At 73.4% G+C, this 18,974-nt stretch carries 20 protein-coding genes and 1 riboswitch; of the genes, 9 read left to right on the top strand and 11 right to left on the bottom strand.

What is annotated here, in order from left to right:
* Nucleotides 1-214 precede the first annotated feature (214 nt).
* The 3 genes from ACIPKM_RS12015 to ACIPKM_RS12025 form a co-directional block, all read right to left on the bottom strand.
* The gene (locus ACIPKM_RS12015) at nt 215-2,326 is read right to left on the bottom strand and encodes an alpha/beta fold hydrolase (RefSeq protein ID WP_261646245.1); all 2,112 of its coding nucleotides are present in this window, start codon (nt 2,324-2,326) and stop codon (nt 215-217) included.
* A gap of 60 nt (nt 2,327-2,386) precedes the next feature.
* Nucleotides 2,387-3,259: a patatin-like phospholipase family protein gene (locus tag ACIPKM_RS12020; RefSeq protein WP_071301841.1), complete on the bottom strand. Its 873-nt coding sequence runs from the start codon at nt 3,257-3,259 to the stop codon at nt 2,387-2,389.
* Between the two features lie 152 nt (nt 3,260-3,411).
* On the bottom strand, nt 3,412-4,161 hold the full coding sequence (locus ACIPKM_RS12025; protein WP_071301842.1) for a trypsin-like serine protease: 750 nt from the start codon (nt 4,159-4,161) through the stop codon (nt 3,412-3,414).
* A gap of 113 nt (nt 4,162-4,274) precedes the next feature.
* On the opposite strand from ACIPKM_RS12025, the gene ACIPKM_RS12030 reads away from it, so the two are divergent.
* Complete coding sequence (locus ACIPKM_RS12030; RefSeq protein ID WP_071301843.1) at nt 4,275-5,102, top strand: GAF domain-containing protein; 828 nt, start codon at nt 4,275-4,277, stop codon at nt 5,100-5,102.
* A 41-nt stretch (nt 5,103-5,143) separates the two neighbouring features.
* The gene (locus ACIPKM_RS12035; protein WP_022907754.1) at nt 5,144-5,329 is read left to right on the top strand and encodes a hypothetical protein; all 186 of its coding nucleotides are present in this window, start codon (nt 5,144-5,146) and stop codon (nt 5,327-5,329) included.
* A 66-nt stretch (nt 5,330-5,395) separates the two neighbouring features.
* Here the strand turns inward: ACIPKM_RS12035 and ACIPKM_RS12040 are convergent, their stop codons facing one another.
* Nucleotides 5,396-6,424, bottom strand: coding sequence for an NADPH:quinone reductase (locus tag ACIPKM_RS12040; RefSeq protein WP_261646244.1), 1,029 nt, complete (start codon nt 6,422-6,424; stop codon nt 5,396-5,398).
* A 44-nt stretch (nt 6,425-6,468) separates the two neighbouring features.
* Entirely contained in the window at nt 6,469-6,837 is a 369-nt protein-coding gene (locus ACIPKM_RS12045) for a helix-turn-helix domain-containing protein (RefSeq protein WP_070418612.1), read from the bottom strand.
* A gap of 93 nt (nt 6,838-6,930) precedes the next feature.
* Between ACIPKM_RS12045 and ACIPKM_RS12050 the strand changes: the two genes are divergently transcribed.
* Nucleotides 6,931-7,578: an NAD(P)-dependent oxidoreductase gene (locus ACIPKM_RS12050; RefSeq protein ID WP_261646243.1), complete on the top strand. Its 648-nt coding sequence runs from the start codon at nt 6,931-6,933 to the stop codon at nt 7,576-7,578.
* A 383-nt stretch (nt 7,579-7,961) separates the two neighbouring features.
* Here the strand turns inward: ACIPKM_RS12050 and ACIPKM_RS12055 are convergent, their stop codons facing one another.
* Entirely contained in the window at nt 7,962-9,287 is a 1,326-nt protein-coding gene (locus tag ACIPKM_RS12055; RefSeq protein ID WP_083403507.1) for an MFS transporter, read from the bottom strand.
* Nucleotides 9,288-9,430: 143 nt separating this feature from the next.
* Here ACIPKM_RS12055 and ACIPKM_RS12060 point away from each other — a divergent pair, with 143 nt between their 5' ends.
* Complete coding sequence (locus ACIPKM_RS12060) at nt 9,431-10,288, top strand: LysR substrate-binding domain-containing protein (RefSeq protein WP_070418614.1); 858 nt, start codon at nt 9,431-9,433, stop codon at nt 10,286-10,288.
* 131 nt (nt 10,289-10,419) lie between these two features.
* Here ACIPKM_RS12060 and ACIPKM_RS12065 read toward each other — a convergent pair whose 3' ends face one another.
* On the bottom strand, nt 10,420-11,688 hold the full coding sequence (locus ACIPKM_RS12065; protein ID WP_402736806.1) for a hypothetical protein: 1,269 nt from the start codon (nt 11,686-11,688) through the stop codon (nt 10,420-10,422).
* Nucleotides 11,689-11,786: 98 nt separating this feature from the next.
* Here ACIPKM_RS12065 and ACIPKM_RS12070 point away from each other — a divergent pair, with 98 nt between their 5' ends.
* Nucleotides 11,787-12,755: an aldo/keto reductase gene (locus tag ACIPKM_RS12070; protein WP_070418616.1), complete on the top strand. Its 969-nt coding sequence runs from the start codon at nt 11,787-11,789 to the stop codon at nt 12,753-12,755.
* Nucleotides 12,756-12,935: 180 nt separating this feature from the next.
* Here the strand turns inward: ACIPKM_RS12070 and ACIPKM_RS12075 are convergent, their stop codons facing one another.
* Nucleotides 12,936-13,583 carry an NADPH-dependent F420 reductase gene (locus ACIPKM_RS12075; protein ID WP_402736807.1) on the bottom strand — a complete coding sequence of 216 codons (648 nt, stop codon included), beginning with the start codon at nt 13,581-13,583 and terminating at the stop codon, nt 12,936-12,938.
* A 92-nt stretch (nt 13,584-13,675) separates the two neighbouring features.
* On the opposite strand from ACIPKM_RS12075, the gene ACIPKM_RS12080 reads away from it, so the two are divergent.
* From ACIPKM_RS12080 to ACIPKM_RS12095, 4 genes are all read left to right on the top strand, one after another.
* Entirely contained in the window at nt 13,676-13,972 is a 297-nt protein-coding gene (locus ACIPKM_RS12080) for a GNAT family N-acetyltransferase (protein WP_070418618.1), read from the top strand.
* A gap of 22 nt (nt 13,973-13,994) precedes the next feature.
* Complete coding sequence (locus tag ACIPKM_RS12085) at nt 13,995-14,456, top strand: VOC family protein (protein WP_070418619.1); 462 nt, start codon at nt 13,995-13,997, stop codon at nt 14,454-14,456.
* A gap of 85 nt (nt 14,457-14,541) precedes the next feature.
* Nucleotides 14,542-15,012 carry a MarR family winged helix-turn-helix transcriptional regulator gene (locus ACIPKM_RS12090; protein WP_070418620.1) on the top strand — a complete coding sequence of 157 codons (471 nt, stop codon included), beginning with the start codon at nt 14,542-14,544 and terminating at the stop codon, nt 15,010-15,012.
* Nucleotides 15,009-15,518 (top strand): metallophosphoesterase family protein, encoded by a 510-nt coding sequence (locus tag ACIPKM_RS12095; protein ID WP_402736808.1) that lies wholly within the window; start codon nt 15,009-15,011, stop codon nt 15,516-15,518. Before ACIPKM_RS12090 ends, ACIPKM_RS12095 begins: the two co-directional genes overlap by 4 nt.
* Nucleotides 15,519-15,752: 234 nt before the next feature.
* Here the strand turns inward: ACIPKM_RS12095 and thiD are convergent, their stop codons facing one another.
* The 3 genes from thiD to thiM form a co-directional block, all read right to left on the bottom strand.
* A complete protein-coding gene (thiD, locus tag ACIPKM_RS12100) occupies nt 15,753-17,282 on the bottom strand; it encodes a bifunctional hydroxymethylpyrimidine kinase/phosphomethylpyrimidine kinase (RefSeq protein WP_402736809.1) in 1,530 nt (509 codons plus the stop codon).
* Nucleotides 17,279-18,019, bottom strand: a complete 741-nt coding sequence (gene thiE / locus ACIPKM_RS12105; RefSeq protein ID WP_402736810.1) for a thiamine phosphate synthase — start codon at nt 18,017-18,019, stop codon at nt 17,279-17,281. The genes thiD and thiE overlap by 4 nt, the downstream gene beginning before the upstream one ends.
* The gene (gene thiM / locus ACIPKM_RS12110; protein WP_402736811.1) at nt 18,016-18,864 is read right to left on the bottom strand and encodes a hydroxyethylthiazole kinase; all 849 of its coding nucleotides are present in this window, start codon (nt 18,862-18,864) and stop codon (nt 18,016-18,018) included. Before thiM ends, thiE begins: the two co-directional genes overlap by 4 nt.
* Nucleotides 18,853-18,948, bottom strand: a riboswitch (TPP riboswitch). (Overlaps the previous gene by 12 nt.)
* Nucleotides 18,949-18,974 lie beyond the last annotated feature (26 nt).

Consider the following 18,974-nt stretch of genomic DNA (forward strand, 5'->3'; position numbering starts at 1 on the left):
GCTGGGCTGGGCTGGGTGTTCGCGACGTTCCGCGTGTCGATCGACGCGCGGAACGTCGCAGACCGTGCGGTCACGGGCGGGCCACGGGTGATGGGTGCGGTGATCGACATTCCACGCGTCGATCGACTCGTGCCGTGTCGCGGATCGCGTGTGACACGCCGCGCGCCGGTGCCGCGCGCGCCGGCGCCCCGCGCGCCCGCGCGGAGCCCGCCCGCTACCCGAGCAACTCCGGCCGCCGCCACTCGCCCCCGAGCACGTGCTGCTCGAGGAACGCGAACACCGTCTCGTACCAGACCACCGAGTGCTGCGGCTTGAGCACCCAGTGGTTCTCGTCCGGGAAGTACAGGAACCGGTGCGGCATCGTCCCGTCGTCCGCAGCGTGGTGCTCCGCCAACTCCGACCAGAGACGCAACCCCTCGCCGATCGGCACCCGGTAGTCCTTGTCGCCGTGGATCACGAGCATCGGTGACGTGATGTCCGCGACGAACCGGTGAGGGTCGTTCTCGTGCAGACCGGTCTCGTCGAAGATCGACTGCCAGTACTGCGACATGTCCGTCGTGCCGTTGAACTGGTCGAGTGCCCAGAGGCTGGCGTGCGTGACGATCGCCCGGAACCGGTCGGTGTGCCCGGCGACCCAGTTCGCCATGTAGCCGCCGAAGGACCCGCCCATCGCGGCCGTCCGGGTCTCGTCGACGTCGTCACGGGCGACGACCGCGTCGGTGATGGCCATGAGGTCGGTGAACGGAGCCTGCCCCCACGCGTTCCAGCCGCGGTTGATGAAGTCGAGTCCGTACCCGGTCGACAGTGCGGGGTCCGGCAGCAGCACGGCGTACCCGCGGGCCGCCGCGAGCTGCGGGTTCCACCGCCAGGACCACTGGTTCCACGAGTTGAGCGGACCACCGTGGATCCAGAGCAGCAGCGGGTACGGGGCGGTGCCGGCATCGTCGTTCGGCAGGAGGAGCCAGCCGCGGACGCGGGAGCCGTCGGCCGCGGTCGTCTCGACCTCTTCGAGGTGGCCGGGCACCTCGGGCAGCGGCGCCGGTGTCGCCAGGGTCGTCACGGTGCCGTCGGCCTCGATCCGGACGGGGTGCAGCGGCGCGGCCCAGGAGGCACGGAGCGCCACCACGGTCCCGCTCGCCGCCGCCACGCGCAGGCTCGAGTACGCCCAGTCGTCGTGGGTGAGCTGTTCGACGGCGCCGCCGTCGAGCGGGAGCCGGAACACCGGTGCGCGACCGTCGTGGTCCGCCGTCGCCAGGAGCGCACCGTCGTCGTGCGCGAACACGAGCTCGTTCGGCCAGCGGTCCCACTCGACCGCGATCCGCCTCGCGTCGGACAGCGCGGACCCGTCGAACCGGGCGACCCAGATCTCCTGCTCGGTCGCACCGCGGGGTGTGAACCGCTCGGTCCGGACCCACGCCAGCGTCCGGCCGTCGTGGCTGATCGTCGGCATCTCGTGGTCGACATCGGGGTCGTCGAGCAGCACGGTGCGCGTGCCCGTCGCGACGTCGAACGCGACGATCGTCGAACGGGACCCGCGGGCTTCCTGCACGCCGACCGTGGCGACGACGACCGAGCCGTCCGGCGTGAGGACCCCGTCAACGTGTTCGAGCGAGCGCCCCGGGGCGGGCGTCAGGTCGGTCAGTGTGGGGAGGTGCGCCGGGTAGGACGGCCCGGCCTCGTCATCGGAGGCATCGGCGGCGGTCGCAGACGGTGTGGCCGCCTTCTCCTGCAGCGTCCCGAGGTCGAGCGTCAGCACGTGCGTCTCGTCGGGGCCGAGGTCGTGGTCCCAGAACCGGACCGGGTACGTCTCGTGCAGGATCGCCTGCACCTTCCGGTCCTTCCGGCGTCCGCGCAGCTCGGCGTCGGCGGCGACCACGCCGGTCCGGTCCGTGCCGGCACCCGGCAGCAGCCCGGCCGTGACCGCGACCGTGTCCGTGTGCGATGCGGTGCCGAGGACGCCACCGACCCCGCCCGCGAGCTTCGTGACCGGTCGTGCCTCACCACCGGCGGCGGGGAGGACCCAGAGCTGTGCGGCGTCGCTGTCCTTGTCGCCGTCGCCGTCGGGGCGGCCGGAGACGAACAGCAGGTCACCGGTGCGCGTGAACGAGACGCCGCCTTCGCCCTTGGCCGAGCGCGTCAAGCGCACCGGAGCGGCCGCAGCGTCCGAGGTTCCGGGGACCGCCCAGACCGACCGCCGGTAGCCCGTGCCGTCGGCGTCGAGCACGCTGACGGTCAGCGCGACCCGGGAGCCGTCCGGACTCACCGCGATCCCGTCCACGCGGGGGAGGGCTGTGTACTGGTCGAGGTCCGAGAACGGCGTCGTCATGCACCCACGCTAGCGGCGCTCCCGGAACCCGACACGGTCACTCGGCGGTCTGTGGAGAACTCACGCCCAGAACGCGGCGATGCCCTCGGCCACGGCAGCGCCCTGCGTCCGTCCGGCATCGGCGGCGGGTGCCTGAGTCGACAGCGAGAGCGAGTTCGTGCCGAAGGCCTGCTGCGAGGTGCTGTCCGCGACGACGACCTCGACCGAGCTACCGGCCGCCCGGAGCCCCTCGACCGCGACGTCGAGCCACGGCCCGAGCGGCGACGGCCCCTCGGGACCGCACGCGATCACGAGGACGCGTTCGTACCCGGCGGCGACGTCCGCGTTCGTGGCGGAGCGCATGCCCCCGTCGACGTAGGGGCGGCCCTCGATCCCGACCGGTGACCAGACGAGCGGCACCGAGCAGCTCGCGGCGACGGCGCGGGGGAGCGGCACGGCGTCGGCCGCGGTGAGCACGCGGAAGGTGCCGTCGGTCGCGTCGATCGCGGTGAGGGCGAGCGGCTTCGCCGGCCACTCCGTCGACGGGAGGGTCTCGGCGAAGGTGGCCGTGCGCTCGTCGTCGGTCTGCCCGTCGGTGGTGCGCTGGGCGAGGAGGCCCAGTCGGGCACGGGCGTCCTGGTCGGACGACGCTCCGTCGAGCACGGCGCCGATGCGCTGCTGGAAGTCCTCGCCGTCGATCGGGACGGGCTCCTCGTAGGTCGTCGGGACGGCTGCGTGCTGCTGGTCGTACGCCTGCTGCACCGCGCCGTAGCGGACGAAGGTGCCGACGACGCTGCCGGCGCTGGACCCGACGACGAGGTCCGCGGCGTCGAGGTCCACCCCGGCGTCCTGCAGGGCGGACAGCACCCCGAGTTCCCAGGCGATGCCGGCGACGCCACCACCGCCGAGGACGAGTGCTCTGGTTCCGGGCGCAGGCGTGGAGACGTCGGTCATGCGTCTTGCTTACCAGGTGCAGACGACGCGCAGGGGCGCGCAACGCGACCTGTGGAGAGCGACCGAGCGCGGCACCGGTCGTGCGCACGGGAGGACGGGAGGCGCGGTGCGGGCCCGCACCGCGCCTCCCGACCCGTGGTGGGTGCGCTGGGTCAGACGCCCGCGGTCGAGCGGATCCAGCTGGCGGACTGGGTGAGGACGGCGTAGTTCGAACCGGCGTGGGTGTTCGCGCCGGGGTCGGCGACGTCGCCGGTCGAGCAGACGCCGACGACCTTGCCGTTCACGACGAGCGCGCCGCCGGAGTCGCCGTGGTTCGAGGCGCCGGTCACGCCGGTGACGTGCTGCGCGCGTCCGCCGTACGCGTCCGTCGAGCTCCCCGTGAGGTTGACGGTCGCCTGGTAGAGCCCGGTCGTCGGCACGCTGTTCGCACGGTTGCCGTAGCCGAGGATCGTGCCGGTGCCGGAGCTCTTCGTGGTGTACCCGAGGTCGAGCTGGGCGTACGAGGAGAGGGCCTTCGGCGTGCTGAGGTGCACGAGCGCGATGTCCCCGGACGGCGCGGAGTAGAGCCGGTCCGCCGCGGTCGCCGCGCCCCGGTTCGTCGTGCTGTTCGAGTGGTAGACGTTCATCGCCGTGGTGCCGTCGACGCAGTGCTCGGCGGTGAGCACCCACGAGGCGTTGAGCTGTTCGCCGGTGCACCCGTACGTGCCGGTGCCGCCCTGCTGGAAGACGAGCTGCACCTCCCACGGGGTGCTCGGTGCCTGCTCGCCGCCGATGACCTGCGGTGAGACGGTGGCGGCGCTCGCTGCGGTCGCGCCGAGGCCACCGCCGAGCAGGGTCATGGCCGCGGCTGCTGCGGCGGCTCCGGCGAGGGCGAGGCCTCTGAGGTTCGTTCGCTGCTTCATGGCCCGATCGTGCTCGCCCCCTGTTCGGGGGTCAAGTCCGCGTTGCAGGGGACAACAACGTCACCCTGTGGACAACTCCGTCAGCGTCGGTGGGGTGTCCTAGCGTCGTCGACATGACAGGGGACCAGGCCACGACGGGTCGTGGGCGACGCCGGGCCGGAGCGGTCGTCTGGCCGATCGTGGTCGCGACGGCGCCGACCGCTGCCTTCCAGCTGCCGAACCTCGTCGTGGCTCCGGGGGTGAAGGTCTCGCTCGTCGTGTTCGGGCTGGTCGTGCTGGCGGCCGCGGTGGTCGTGCAGGTCGTGCGCGCTCGACGGGCCGAGGCGTCGGTCACGGCTGCGGCGGCGGTGGCGCGGTCGACCGAGCTCGAGCAGGGGACGGCCGTCCGGTACGCGTTCGGGCAGCTCGCCACGCGGCTCGCCCGGTTCGCCGAGCTGCGCCGCCGGGACCGCCGGCAGGAGTTGCCGGCGTTCGCGGACCGGGTCGCCGTGGCCCTCGCGTTCTACCTGCTCCCCGGTGTGCCCGACGTCCGTGCGAACGTCTACCAGCTGTCGGAGGACCTGCGGGGCCTCGAACCCATCGGGCACGGGGGTGCGGAGGACACCGCCGGCGTGTTCCGGGCGGGGACCCCGTACGGCGACCGCAACCTCGACTGGGTGCTGGTCGGCGGCGGCCCGCGGGTGGTCGGCGACCGTGCCACCGACGTCGACGCCGACGAGGACCTGCCGGGGTTCGAACCGCGCTACCGCTCGTACGTCTCGGTCGTGATCCGGTCGGAGGAGTACTCGTTCGGCATGCTCACCGTGGACTCGCCGGCGCCGGACGCGTTCACCGACCTCGACGCCAAGTACGTCGCGCTGATGGCCTCGTTCATGGCCATCGCGTTCTCGCTCGCGACCCCGTTCCCGGACCGCGACCGCAACCGCAGGAAAGGCCCGTGATGCGCACACGATTTGTCGGACGCTCGACGTACCATCCCCACATGACCATCGTGACCCCCGAACCGAAGCCCTTCGGTCGGTCCCGGGTGTACACCCCGAACTGGACCGACGACACGACCGACGCCGACTACGAAGACCTCGAGGTCATCGCCGCCAACATCGAGCGGGAGCGGGTCGCTGCCCGCCGCCGTTTCGAGGCACGCCTCGCCGCTGCGCTCGCCCGCTGAACCAGCCCCGCGGCGCCGACGACCGGAGCGCTGCGTCCACCCGACCCGGGCGGACGCAGCGCTTCGTCACTCCGCGCTGACGTCGATCAGCACCTTGCCGACGGTGTCCTGCTCGACGGCGTCGTGCGCTGCCGCGGTGTCCTCCAGGGCGAACCGCACGAGCGGTAGGCCCGCGTCCTCGCCGACGGGGAGCACACCGTCGCGCAGTGCCGCGGTGACGTCCTCGGCCGCTGCCGCGAGGGCCTCGTCGCCGATCGTGTACAGCAGCAGGAACTGGTAGCGGGCGTTGACGCTCATGTTCGGGCGGATCGGCAGGGTGGCTTCGTCGCCCCCGTTGTTCGCGTAGATCGACACGACGCCGTGGTTCGCCAGGACCTCGGCGACGAGCCCGGCGTTCTGCGGGATCGAGACCTCGACGACGATGTCGACACCGTCGGGGGCGATCTCGCGGATCCGCGCGGCGGCGTCCTCGTCGCGGTAGTTCACCGTGTGGTGCGCCCCGGCGGCGGTGGCGAGCGCGGCCTTCGCGTCCGAGCTGATGGTGGTGACCACGGTCGCACCGGCCCAGCGTGCGAGCTGGATCGCCGCGTGTCCGACGGCTCCCGCACCGCCGGCGACGAGCACCGTCTTGCCGTCGAGGGCTCCCGGAGCGAGCCGGTCCGGACCGTGCTCGTGCGTCGTGAGGGCACGGTGCGCGGTCATCGCCGGGACCCCGAGCGAGGCGCCGACGTCGAAGCTCGTGCCCTCCGGCAGCGGGACGGCACGGGCGGCGGGCACGACGGTGTACTCCTGGGCGGTGCCGGTCGGGCGACTCGCAGCCGCCATGTACAGCCAGACGTGGTCACCGACGGACAGTCCGTCGACACCCTCGCCGACCGCGTCCACGACTCCGGCGCCGTCCTGGTTCGGCGTGATCTCGGGGAACGGCAGGCCGTCGCCGTAGGTGCCGCCGGCGCGGGCCTTCCAGTCGGTCGGGTTGACACCAGAGACGACGACACGGACACGCACCTCGCCGGGACCGGGATCCGGGAGCGGACGCTCCTCGAGGGTCAGGACGGACGAGTCACCGGGCTTCGAGTAGACGACTGATCGCATGTCCCCAGGCAACCACGGCGGTCGCGCGGGGATTCCGGGGGCGCTCAGCGAGGGCGGGTGTCGTACTGCTCGCGGGAGACCGCGACGTCGTCCATGTGCGAGGTCGCCCAGTCCTCGAGCGGCTTCAGCACCTCGCGCAGGGACCGGCCGCGATCGGTCAGCTCGTACTCGACGTGCGGCGGGATCTCGGGGAAGACCGTGCGGGTGACGAGTCCGTCGCGCTCGAGCGCTCGGAGCGTCTGCGTGAGCATCTTCTGCGAGACGCCCTGCACGCGGGTGGCGATCGCCGAGTAGCGTGCCGGACCGTCGGCGAGGGTGCCGATCGTCAGGACGCTCCACCGGTCGCCGATGCGGTCGAGCAGCTGTCGCGAGGGACACTCGGCGGCGTAGGGGCTGTACTCGAGTGCTGACACGACGACCTCCGTTACGCACCGTGAGGTGCCTACTTACTCAAAGAGAGTAACGCTTGTACGGTGAGTGTCAACGTTCCACGAAAGGACTGCTCCATGACCAGCATCGTCGTCTTCGGTGGCACCGGCTACGCCGGCTCCGCCATCACCCGCGAGGCCCTCTCCCGCGGCATCGCCGTCACCGCCGTCGCCCGCGACACCTCGAAGCTCGAGCCGGCCGAGGGGCTCACCCTCGCGCAGGGTGACGCCTTCGACACCGACTTCGTCGCCGAGGTCACGAAGGGTGCGGACGTCATCGTCGTCGCGCTCCACGCGGTGCAGGCGGACGGCAGCGAGCTGAAGGACGCGTTCCAGCCGTTCGTCGACGCAGCCGCTGCTGCCGGTGCGCGCCTCGGCATCGTCGGCGGAGCCGGTTCGCTGCTCGTCGCCGAGGGTGGCCCGGCGCTGTACGACACGGCCGAGTTCCCCGACGCGTTCAAGGGCGAGGCGAAGAGCCACGGTCAGGTCCTCGAGACTCTCCGCGCGTCGGACACCGACGTCGACTGGTTCTACGTGAGCCCGGCGGCTGCCTTCGGCGGCTACAACCCCGGCGAGCGTCGTGGCACCTACCGCACCACCGACGACGTCCTGCTCACCGACGCCGACGGCAACTCGGACATCTCCGGCGAGGACTTCGCGATCGCCTTCGTCGACGAGATCGCTTCGCCGGCGCACCACCAGGCGCGCTTCGGGGTCGCCTACTAGGCGGTTCGGTTCGCCTCCGCACAACGGAAGTCACCCGGAACTGCGCCATCGCGCGGTTCCGGGTGACTTTGCTTGTGCGGCGCGGCGCGGCGCGGCGCGGCGCGCGCGGCGCGCGGCGGTGTGCGTGCGGGCGCGCAGCGTGCGCTCGGTGCGGAACCTCGAAACCGACATGGAACCAGGCGGCGCGCTTGGTTCCACGTCGGTTTCGTGGTTCGACGCCACGCGGCAGCGCAGCGGCGCAGCGACTCGCACGCGCCGACGACGGCAGCAGCGACGCGCCCGCGCCGACGACGGCAGCAGCGAGCGCGCGCGCGCGCCCAGCGCGACCACGCGTCGGACGGGAGGCGCGGCGCCCGCCCGCACCGCGCCTCCCGTCCGACGCGTCAGCGGTGCCCCACGATCGACGGCACCGGCATGTGGTGCCGCATCCGCACCGCCAGGTGGAGCCCGCCGCGGCGGGCGAGCACGAGCCCGACGACGGCCGCGGCCGCGGCCGGCACGCCTCCGGCGACGACCATCCCGACGTGGGCCCCGAAGTGGTCGACCACCTGGCCCATGAGGGGGCCGCCGATCGCCTGCCCTCCGAGCAGCACGAGGACGTAGAGCGACATCACCCGGCCGCGGATCGCCACGTTCGAGGACAGCTGCACGAGCGAGTTCGACGCGGTCTGGAAGAGCAGCTGCGACATCCCGACGGCGACGAGCGCGACGGTGAACGGCGCGATGACCGGGATCGAGCCGGAGACCACGAGCAGGATCCCCGTCCAGAACACCCCGCCGACGATGGTGCGGAGCCGGACGGTGGCGCGCCGCGTCGAGAGCAGTGCGCCGGCCAGCGCGCCGATCGCGACGGCGGAGTTGAACACGCCGTAGCCACCAGCGCCGACGTCGTACACCTCGGACGCGAAGGCCGACAGCAGCACCGGCATCGTCAGCGCGAAGACCGAGAAGAACGCCACGAGGATGACCGGCACGATGATGGTCGGCTTCCGGACGGCGTAGCGGAGGCCCTCGACGAGCTGCCCCTTCCCGCGTGGTGCCGGGGGTGTGCGGTGGAGCTCCGAGACCTTCAGGAACCCGAGCGTCACCACCACGGCGACGCAGGCGATCGCGTTGACGCCGAACGACCACCCGGCGCCGACCGCGACGAGCAGCGCTCCGGAGAGGGCCGGGCCGATCATGCCGCCGAGCTGGAAGACCGACGAGTTCACGCTGATGGCGTTGCGCAGGTGCTCGTGGCCGACGATCTCGGTGACGAACACCTGGCGCGCGGGGTTGTCGATGACGGTGACCATCCCGACGACGAACGCGATCGCCCAGATGTGCCACGCCTGCACCACCCCGGACAGTGTCAGGACGGCGAGCAGTGCCGACAGCACGGCGAACGAGCCCTGCGTGATCATCATCAGCGCGCGCTTGGAGAACCGGTCGACGAGCACTCCGCCGAGGAGCCCGAACAACAGCATCGGCGCGAACTGGCACGCGACCGTGATGCCGACCTGCGCGACCGACCCGGTGAGCTGCAGGACGAGCCAGTCCTGCGCGATGCGCTGCATCCAGCCGGCGGTCATCGCGACGAGGTTCGTGGCGGTGAAGAGCCGGAAGTTCGGCACCGACAGGGCGATGAGGGTGTGGCGCCACGGCGGTCTGGTGGCCTGGATCGGCAGCGGTTCGGTGGGCGGGGGGAGGGTCGTCGATGACGCACTCACGAGTGGGGGTCTCCGGAGGTCGAGGTGGAGCAGGCGGGACTGTACCCACTCGAAACTAACTGCGCGCGGCCCATTCGATACCCCTATGGTGGCTATCACTCCATTGCGAAGTCGAATGGGGTCGTCACGACGAAGGGTGTCCGGTGCTGGATCCGGTTCTGCTGCAGACGTTCCTCGCGGTCGCCGAGACCGGGAGCTTCACCCAGGCCGGCGCCCGGCTCGGCATCAGCCAGCCCACGGTGTCGCAGCACGTGCGGCGGCTCGAGACGGCCGTCTCCCGGACCCTCGTGGCGCGGGACACCCGGGGCGTGGCGCTCACCGACAACGGGGACGCGATGGCCGGGTTCGCGCGGACGATCCTCGCGGCGCACGCCACCGCCGACGCGTACTTCTCGGGAGCCGCGACCCGCGGGCGGCTCCGGTTCGGGGCGGCCGACGACCTCGCGATCACGCAGTTGCCCCGGATCCTGCGGGACTTCCGACGGCTGCACCCGCAGGTGAACCTCGAGCTGACGGTGAACCAGTCCTCACCGCTGCTCCGCCGGGTGCACGCGGGGCAGCTCGACCTCGTGTTCATCAAGCAGACCGCGGGGGAGTCCGCCGAGGGCACCCGTGTCGCGACCGACCAGATGGTCTGGATGGCGCAGGACGGCATCGCGCTGGAGCCCGGGGAGCCCGTGCCGCTCATCGCGTACCAGGCGCCGAGCATCAGTCGACAGATGGCGATCGACGCGCTCGAGTCCGCCGGACGCACGTGGCGGATCACCTGCAACACGCGCGACGTGAACGGGGTGCTCGCGGCCGTCCGCGCGGGGATCGGGGTCGCGGTGTTCCCGCACTCGCTCATCCCGGCGGACCTCGTGAAGGTGTCGCAGCGGTTGGCGTTGCCGGACCTCCCGGCGGTCGACTACGTGCTCATCGCGAACCCGACGGTGCAGCGGGAACCGATCGACGCCCTGACGAACGCGATCCTGTCCCGCGGGGTGGTCCGCGCGGTGTGACCGGGGCGGCGCGTGGTCGTTTCGTGAGCAGGAATGGTCGGGTCGGTGGCGCACACCCGACCATTTCTGCTCACGAAACGCGCGGGGCGCGGGGCGCGCAGCGCGGGCAGCGCGGCGCGCAGCGCGGCGCGCTACGGCGCGAGCGTCGGGACCGTCCCCGTCCCGGTGAGGTCCGGCAGGGTCACGCCGACGAGCGGCAGCACCGCCGAGGCCACGGCCCACAGCAGCACGAGCGTCCCGACCCCGCCGAGCACGGCACCGAGGAGCGCGAGCGGCCGCTGCCACGTCGCCTCGGGCCGCCGCAGCGTCACGATCGAGAGCAGGAGCGCGAGCACGCCGAGCACCAGCCCGACACCGTGCACCGTCGCGGGGGCGGTGAACCACCATGCGCCGAGTCCGAGGGTGGCGAGTCCGGCGAGGGCGCCGAGGACGGCCCCGGGAGTCGTCCCCACCCGCTGCGTCGTCCCGGCGGCCTGGAGGCGCGGCCCGCCCCTGCCACGCACCGTCGCGGCAGCCGGGGTGGTCGCGTCCACCGCCGGGGGTGCGTCGGTCGCGGTCCTCGCGGTCGGCTTCCTCGTGCGCGACGGCCGGGCGGGCCTCGCGGCCTTCGGGGCCTTCGTGCCCATCGAGGGCTTCGTGCCCTTCGGCGTTCGTGGGCTCGTCGACCGGCCGCGTCCCGTGTCCGAGCCGCGGGTCGGCAGGTCGATCAGGGGGAGCGCTTCGGTCGGCGGCAGTGCCTCCGCACGCGGAGCCGGTGTCGAGCCCGGGCCCCCGGGCGCCGGCGGTGCGATGACGGCGTCGAAGGCCGGAGCCGCAGCCGGAGCGGCGGACGCCGGAGCCACGGCGGCCGGAGCGGCGGGGCGCTGGTGGGCGAACCGGGCCGGGGTGCGGTACCCGATCGGTCCCGAGGGAGCCGGTTCCGACCCCTCGACGACGACGTGCTCAAGGCCCGGCACGGAGAACCGGGGCTGACCGACGACCGGGACGCTGGGGCCCGCCGGGACGACCGGCGCGGCGGGAGCGGGTGCGGCCCCCGGCGTGACGGACGCGGCACCGACGGCACCGACGGCACCGACGGCGTCGATCGGCGAGACCGGGGCGGGGCCGACCGAGGCCGTGTCGAACGGGACCGTGTGCACCGCGGGCGAGGTCGGAGCCGGGGGCAGGAGGTTCTCCTCCGGCGGGAAGTCGGGCACCACGATGTCGTCGTCGACGAGTGCCGGTGTGGCGGGCGGTGCGGGGAGCGTGCTGCCGGGGCCGGCCGTCTCCGGAGCGGGGGCGGGCGCGACGGGGGCGGGGCGCGCCTCCAGGCCGTCTGCCGCGCCCTCGGGGGGAGCCGTGACCCAGTCGGGGACGGCGCGACGCGGCCGGTCCTCGTCCGGCATGCGATGCGATGCCACTGCGGTGCTCCCTCCGTAGGCTGATCCATCGTCAGTTCTAACGGCAACCCGTGCGGCTGGCGCAGCCCCAGTTCCGGGGTCGCCGGTACGGTCGGGGCATGACCGGAATCGAACACCGTCCACTCGGGCCGTCGGGGCTCGTCGTCTCCACCGTCGGCATCGGCTGCAACAACTTCGGCCGACCCGGCACGCTGACCGAGACGCAGGAGGGCACGGACGCCGTCGTCCACGCGGCCCTCGACGCCGGCGTCACCCTGTTCGACACCGCGGACGTCTACGGCGGCCGGCGCGGGCTGTCCGAGGAACTCCTCGGCAGGTCCATCGCGGGACGTCGCGACGAGATCGTCCTCGCCACGAAGTTCGGCATGGACATGCAGGGGGTGAACGGGCCGGACTGGGGCGTGCGGGGCTCCCGGCGGTACGTGCGGCTGGCGGTCGAGTCGTCGCTCAAGCGCCTCGGGACGGACTGGATCGACCTCTACCAGATGCACGGCCCGGACGACGTGACCTCGATCGAGGAGACGCTGTCCGTGCTCGACGACCTCGTCCGCGAGGGCAAGATCCGCTACATCGGCCACTCGAACTTCGCCGGGTGGCAGATCGCCGAGGCCGAGCTCACCGCCTCCATCGCCGGCACCACGGCGTTCGTGTCCGCGCAGAACGAGTACAGCCCGCTCGCCCGGGGCGTCGAGGACGAGGTGCTGCCGGCCGTCCGTGCGTACGCGCTCGGGTTCCTGCCGTACTTCCCGCTGTACAACGGCCTGCTGACGGGGAAGTACACGAAGGCCGGCGGGCCGTCGGACGGGCGGCTCACCACGGCGAAGCCGCAGCTGTTGCAGGACGCGCCGTGGGAGATCCTCGAGGAGTTCCAGCGGTTCTGCGACGAGCGCGGCGTCACGATGCTGCAGGCGACCTTCGCGTGGTTGCTGGCGCAGCCCGGGCTGTCGAGCGTCATCGCGGGGGCGACGAAGCCGGAGCAGATCCGGCAGAACGCCGAGGCCGGGACGGCGTGGGAGCCGTCCGAGGACGACCTCGCCGAGATGACGCTGGTCTTCGACGGCGCCTGAGCCGGCGCCTGAGCGGGCGCCGCGGCCGCGGCGGCCGTGGGCGTCCTCACGCGCTGAGCGACACGTCACGCGTGACAGGGCGCGTGAAGTGTCGGCCAGCGCGTGCGGACAGACGTCCTGCGGGACGGGAGGCGCGGTGCCGGACCGACCCGCGCCTCCCGTCCCGCAGGGGGTCGCGACCTACATGTCGCGGTACCGCTCCGCGGACGCGAGTGCCTCGCGCAGCTCCGCCGCGGTCAGCCGCGGGCCGTACCCGGGGGTGTCGCGCTGGATGCGCCAGCCCTCGGCGAGGGGCCCGGCGTCCACGACGTCGAACCCGAACTGGTCGATGAGGTCCGACACGACCCGCTTGGCGTCGGCGTCGTCCCCGGCCACCACGAGCGCGCGACGGTCCGGGGTGCCCGCAGCGGAGGCGTGGCCGGTGAGGTCCGCGGCGCCGATGTGGTTGAACGCCTTCACGACCCGGGCGCCGGGGAGGTGGTCCTGCAGGAGCTCCGCGGTCGTGGTGGTCTCGGAGTCGAGCGCCTCGATGTGGCCGTCGCGCTGCGGGTAGTAGTTGTTCGTGTCGATCACGACCTTGCCCTCGAGGGGGCCGGCCGGGATGGTCTCGATCGCGGCGAGCGGGGTCGTGACGACGACGATCTCGCCAGCGGCGGCCGCCTCGTCGCGGGTCGCGGCCCGGGCACCCGCGCCGAGCTCCGTGACCAGGTCCGTGAGGGTCTCGGGGCCGCGGGAGTTCGCGATCACCACCTCGTGTCCGTTCCGCACCGCCAGCCGTGCGAGCTGGGATCCGATGTTGCCTGCGCCGATGATGCCGATTGTCGTCATGGTGTCCGAGCAACGCCCGACCCCGACCCGCCCATTCCCGACGGCCTGACCGCCTGCCGCCCTCGCTGCCGCCGAGGGTGCATGATGGCGGCATGGACCACGAGTTCCGCGACGAAGCCGACCAGGACCGCTACGCGATGTACGTCGGCGGCGAACTCGTGAGCGTCCTCGACTACCGCGAGAACGGCGACGCGATCGCGTTCCCGCACACGTACACGGTGCCGAAGCACCGTGGGCACGGGTACGCCGCCGAGCTCGTCGACTTCGCGGTCGCCGACGTCGAGGCGAACTCCACCCGGCGCATCGTCCCGATGTGCTGGTTCGTCGGCAAGTGGTTCGACGAGCACCCCGAGAAGGCAGACCTGCTCAGCCGCGGCGCTGCGGACTGAGCCGAACCGGAAGGCCCCGCCCATGCCGACGATCACCCCGTTCCTCTGGTACGACGACCAGGCCGAGCAGGCGGCGGAGCACTACGTGTCGCTCTTCCCCGACAGCAGCATCGACAGCGTGAGCAAGACCCCGGACGGGCAGACCCTCGTCGTCGAGTTCACGCTCCTCGGCAAGCCCTACCGTGCGATGAACGGCGGTCCTGGGCACGAGCACACCGACGCGGTCTCGTTCCAGGTCGACGTCGACGACCAAGAGGAGCTCGACCGCATCTGGGACGCCCTGCTCGCCGACGGTGGCCGTCCGAGCCGGTGCGGGTGGCTCTTCGACCGCTGGGGTGTGGCGTGGCAGGTCACCCCGTCGATGATGGGCGACCTGATGACCGGCTCGGGCGACCCCGAGGCCAACGCCCGCGTCTTCGAGGCCATGATGCAGATGGTCAAGCTCGACATCCCCGCCCTGCGGGCCGCCGCGGCGGGTCACTGAGCCGGCGCGATCCGTACCCGCCGGTATGGTGGCGGGACCGAACACCGCCGGCAGGTCCCGGCGCAGACAGGCTGGAGTCCGTCCGATGAGCGAACCGAGGCCCGATGTCCGCAACAGCGACATCGGACGCGCGTACACGGAACTCGCCCGCATCACCCGCCGCGCGAGCATCCGGGCACGCGGCTCGGAGGCGATCCTCAGCGTCGTCGACCAGTCCCTCGTCGACTTCGTCGTCCAGCACGAGGGCTGCATGGCGATCGACATCGCCCGGTACCTGCGGCTGAACCGCTCCACGATCTCGCGGCAGCTGTCCGGGCTGCTGGCGGCCGGGCTCATCCGGACGGTCGACGGCGGGACCGGCAACGCCAAGCCCCTCGTGGCCACCGATGCCGGCCGTGCCGCACTCGAACGCTCCGTGCAGCTGCACCGCGACGCGCTCGACGAACGCCTCGCGAGTTGGTCGGACGACGACATCGCGCTCCTCGCGGGGCTCCTCGAACGGCTCGGCGCCGCGGACGAGGCGGGGCTGCCGATGCCCGGACGCACCACGCCGTGACGACCTCGTTCGTCCTGCTCTCGGACACCCACCTGCCGAAGCGGGCGAAGGACCTGCCCGCCGGGCTCTGGGCGGACATCGACGCCGCGGACCTCGTGGTGCACGCCGGCGACTGGGTGGACCTCGCGACGCTCGACGCCGTCCAGGCCCGGTCGGCGCGGTTCGAGGGCGTCCGCGGCAACAACGACGGCCCCGAGTTCGACGACCGCCTGCCGCTCGAAGCGCGCTTCGCCGTCGAGGACCTGCGCGTCGCCCTGGTGCACGAGACCGGTACCGCGACGGGCCGTGAGCGTCGCATGACGGCCGCGTACCCGGACGTCGACGTGCTCGTCTTCGGCCACTCGCACATCCCGTGGGACACGGTCGCGCCGTCGGGGCTGCGGCTGCTCAACCCGGGTTCGCCGACGGACCGGCGCCGCCAGCCGGACCACACGTGGATGCGCGGTGCGGTCGACGGCCGCGACCTGTCGGTCGAGCTGGTGCGGCTGCCTCCCGCGACCCGCTGACGGCCAGGAGGCGCGGGTCGGCCCCGCACCGCGCCTCCCGTCCGCGACGCCCCGCGTCCCCGGCCGCGCTGCTGCCCGCCCCGCCCGCGCGCCCCGCCCGACGCGTCCGCGCGCCGCGCCCGACCCGTCGGCCCGTCCGCCCGCCTGCCCGCCCGCCCGCCCGCCCGCGAAAGCGACAGGGTGCCGTCGAATCGTGACGGCACCCTGTCGCTTCCGCGCCAGGGACCGCGGCGCTCAGCGAGAGCGTGTCGCTCCGGCGGCACAGTCCGGGCCCGCCTCCGGGCCCGCCTCCGGGCCCGCCCCCGGGCCGGCGCCCGGGCCCGTCACGGCGGTCGGCATCCGGAAGAACGCGAGCTCCCACGCGGTCGACGCGCGGAACGCGCGCGTCATCGCACCGCGCTCGGCCGGCGTCGCCGCCGCGGCGAGCCGCTCGACCCGGGCGGTCGCATCCGCGGAGGCCTCGGCGAACCCCGGGTCGCCGTACGCGCCGATCCAGTCCGCGAACGGGTGGTCCGACCCGACCGTGCCGATCTGCGTCCCGACCCACGCGTACACGCGGAAGCACGGCAGCACCGCCGCGGCGAGGACCCCGACGGACCCGGAGTCCGCAGCGGCCTGCAGGTGGGCGAGGTAGCCGGCGCAGACGGGGTGGACGGGGTCCTCGGCGTGCGTGCCGGCGAGGCGGCGGTGGTGCAGGTCGCGGGCCTCGTCGGCGCAGCCCTGGGCCGATGCCTGCCAGAACGCGGCCTCGGCCCCGGTGGTCCACGAGCCGAGCAGCGCCAGGTGCCGCTCGTACGCGCGGAGGTAGTGGACGTCCTGCGCCAGGTACGCGGCGAACACCTCGGGGTCGAGCGTCCCGGCGCGCATCCCGGCGAGGAAGTCGCACGCGATCGTCTCGTGCAGGACCTCGGCGACGTCGTCCCACCAGCGGTCGGTCCACCTCGGCTCCGGCCGCTCCGCACGCACGAGCGCGCCGTGGTCGACCGGACCGTTCCCGGTGCCGACCTGCAGGGCGTCGGCGCCGCGGAGGGCCGCGGTCAGCCAGCGCTTCGCCGTACCGACGGCCAGTTCCCAGTCGCCGTCGCGGGCCGCGAGCGTCGCGATCGCACTCGACAGCGAGCACCCCGTGCCGTGTGTGTTCGTGGTCCGGACGCGTGGCGCGCTGAACGTCCGCAGCACCCCGGCGGGCCCGACGAGCGCGTCGTCCGAGGTGTCGCCGTCGTCGTGGCCGCCCTTCGCGAGCACGAGCACGTCCCAGGTGCGGGCGATCGTGAGCGCCTGGTCCTCGGCGCTGTCCGGGGCCCGTCCGTGCAGGGTGGCCAGCTCGGCGAGCACCGCGAGTTCCGCCCGGTTCGGCGTCACGAGGTCGGCGAGCCCGAGCAGCGTCGTCATCGCCCGCGAGGCGTCCTCGTCGAGCAACCGGTCCCCGCTCGTCGCGACCATCACGGGGTCGACCACCACGACCGGCGGGCGGTGCTCGCGGAGCCACTCGGTCACGACCCGCACGACCTCGGCGGTGCCGAGCATCCCGACCTTCACGGCGTCGACCACGACGTCGTCTGACACCGCGTCGAGCTGCTCGCGCAGGAACACGACGTCCGGCACGTGCACCGAGCGCACCCCGTGCGTGTTCTGCGCGACGAGCGCGGTCACGACGCCCATGCCGTAGCCGTCGTGCGCCGCGATGGCCTTGAGGTCCGCCTGCATCCCCGCCCCACCCGTCGGGTCGGTCCCGGCGATGCTCAGGACGCGCGGGATGCTCATGCGTCCGCCCCGTGGTGCGTCGCGTCGGCCAGGAGGAACGGATCGCCACCACCCGACGGCCCCGGCTCCGCCCCGTGGTCAGGTCCAGGGCCCCACGCGGACACGAACGCCGCCGCGGCGGAGCCCGGGTCGGCCGCGGCACAGATGCCCGACACGACCGCCACGCCCGCGGCACCGGCTGCCCGGAGCGGCACGACGTCGTCGAGCGTGACCCCGCCGATCGCCACGCACGGCACGTCCGTCGCGCGTGCGAGCCGGCCGAACCCGTCGTGTCCGAGGGCCGGCGGGTGGTCCGCCTTCGTCGCGGTCGGGTGCACCACGCCGACCCCGAGCAGGTCGACCGTGCCGCGGGGGAGCGCGGCGACGGTGGCGAGGTGCTCCGGGGTGTTCGCGGTCAGCCCGACGTGTGCGTCCGGTCCGAGCAGGGCGCGAGCGGCGGTGACGGGGACGTCGGACTGGCCGAGGTGCACGCCCGCGACCCGGTGTCCGGCGTGCCGAGCGGCCAGGGCGACGTCCAACCGGTCGTCGACCACCACGGTCGCGCGGTCGCCCACGGCGTCGGCCACCGCGGCGGTCAGTGCCAGCAGGTCACGGGCCGAGGCGTCCTTGTCGCGCACCTGCACGATCCGCACCCCGCCGTGCACCGCGGCACGGACGACCCCGAGCACGCCGATGCCGTGCCGGTCCGACAGCGCCGGGTCGGTCACGAGGTACACGCCGAACCCACCGGCGCTCACGCGGCCACCGCCGGGGACTCGACGGTGATGCGCGCCGTGCGCACGACGTCGTCCGGCGAGAGCGACGCCAGGCGGTCGAGGAACAGCGGCTGGAACGTGCCCGGTCCGCCGGCCTCGCGCGCCGCGAGCTCGGCCGCGATCGTGTGCACCGCGGTCGCGGCGACCGCGGCCGCGCCCGGGTCCTCGGAGGAGACGGCGGTGAACGCGGCGACGACGGCACCGAGTGCGCACCCGCCGCCGGTGATCCGCGTGAGCAGCTCCGTGCCGTTCGCGACCCGCACCACGCCTGTGCCGGGCGCGACCAGCAGGTCGACCGGACCCGACACGGCCACCGCGGCCACGCGACTGGCGGCCACCGCGTCGACCGCGGCCGCTCGCGCGTCGTCGGTGCCGACCGTGCTGTCGACGCCACGCCCACCGGCCGAGGCGCCGAGCACCGCGAGCACCTCGGAGGCGTTGCCCCGCAGCACCGTCGGACCGAGCGCCAGCAGGTCCCGGGCGAGGGCCGTCCGCACCGGCAGGGAGCCGACGGCGACCGGGTCGAGCACCCAGGGCGTGCCGGCGTCGACCGCTGCCGAGGCGGCTTCGAGCGACGCGGCCCGGGGTTCGGCGTGCGGCGTGCCGGTGTTCACCAGCAGGGCGTCGGCGACCCGGGCGAACGGCCCGGCCTCGGTCACGACGTCGACCATCGCGGCCGAGGCGCCGAGCGCGAGCAGCACGTTCGCGGTGACGTTCTGCACCACGGTGTTCGTGATGCAGTGCACCAGGGGACTCCGGGCGCGGACGGCCTCGAGGAGTTCGGCGGTCCGACGGGCCCAGTCGGGGGCGGGCGCAGCAGTGTGCATGGACGATCCCTTCGCGAGTACGAGCTCGAGCAGGTTCGACGGGTGTGATCTCAGCCGCTGGTTGCGGCACCCCGTGTCTCGACCGACACCGTACACGAGCGGCTGCGACG

It is taken from the genome of Curtobacterium sp. NPDC086286, from assembly GCF_044746255.1.
Lineage (GTDB): Bacteria > Actinomycetota > Actinomycetes > Actinomycetales > Microbacteriaceae > Curtobacterium.

What these genes read in the sequence shown, in the direction of transcription:
- ACIPKM_RS12075 (WP_402736807.1), bottom strand. Translation starts at nt 13,583, where the DNA reads ATGACGACAATCGGCATCATCGGCGCAGGCAACATCGGATCCCAGCTC.
- thiD (WP_402736809.1), bottom strand. Translation starts at nt 17,282, where the DNA reads ATGAGCATCCCGCGCGTCCTGAGCATCGCCGGGACCGACCCGACGGGT.
- thiM (WP_402736811.1), bottom strand. Translation starts at nt 18,864, where the DNA reads ATGCACACTGCTGCGCCCGCCCCCGACTGGGCCCGTCGGACCGCCGAA.
- ACIPKM_RS12070 (WP_070418616.1), top strand. Translation starts at nt 11,787, where the DNA reads ATGACCGGAATCGAACACCGTCCACTCGGGCCGTCGGGGCTCGTCGTC.
- ACIPKM_RS12090 (WP_070418620.1), top strand. Translation starts at nt 14,542, where the DNA reads ATGAGCGAACCGAGGCCCGATGTCCGCAACAGCGACATCGGACGCGCG.
- ACIPKM_RS12035 (WP_022907754.1), top strand. Translation starts at nt 5,144, where the DNA reads ATGACCATCGTGACCCCCGAACCGAAGCCCTTCGGTCGGTCCCGGGTG.
- ACIPKM_RS12085 (WP_070418619.1), top strand. Translation starts at nt 13,995, where the DNA reads ATGCCGACGATCACCCCGTTCCTCTGGTACGACGACCAGGCCGAGCAG.
- ACIPKM_RS12020 (WP_071301841.1), bottom strand. Translation starts at nt 3,259, where the DNA reads ATGACCGACGTCTCCACGCCTGCGCCCGGAACCAGAGCACTCGTCCTC.
- ACIPKM_RS12030 (WP_071301843.1), top strand. Translation starts at nt 4,275, where the DNA reads ATGACAGGGGACCAGGCCACGACGGGTCGTGGGCGACGCCGGGCCGGA.
- ACIPKM_RS12050 (WP_261646243.1), top strand. Translation starts at nt 6,931, where the DNA reads ATGACCAGCATCGTCGTCTTCGGTGGCACCGGCTACGCCGGCTCCGCC.
- ACIPKM_RS12025 (WP_071301842.1), bottom strand. Translation starts at nt 4,161, where the DNA reads ATGAAGCAGCGAACGAACCTCAGAGGCCTCGCCCTCGCCGGAGCCGCC.
- ACIPKM_RS12015 (WP_261646245.1), bottom strand. Translation starts at nt 2,326, where the DNA reads ATGACGACGCCGTTCTCGGACCTCGACCAGTACACAGCCCTCCCCCGC.
- ACIPKM_RS12040 (WP_261646244.1), bottom strand. Translation starts at nt 6,424, where the DNA reads ATGCGATCAGTCGTCTACTCGAAGCCCGGTGACTCGTCCGTCCTGACC.
- ACIPKM_RS12080 (WP_070418618.1), top strand. Translation starts at nt 13,676, where the DNA reads ATGGACCACGAGTTCCGCGACGAAGCCGACCAGGACCGCTACGCGATG.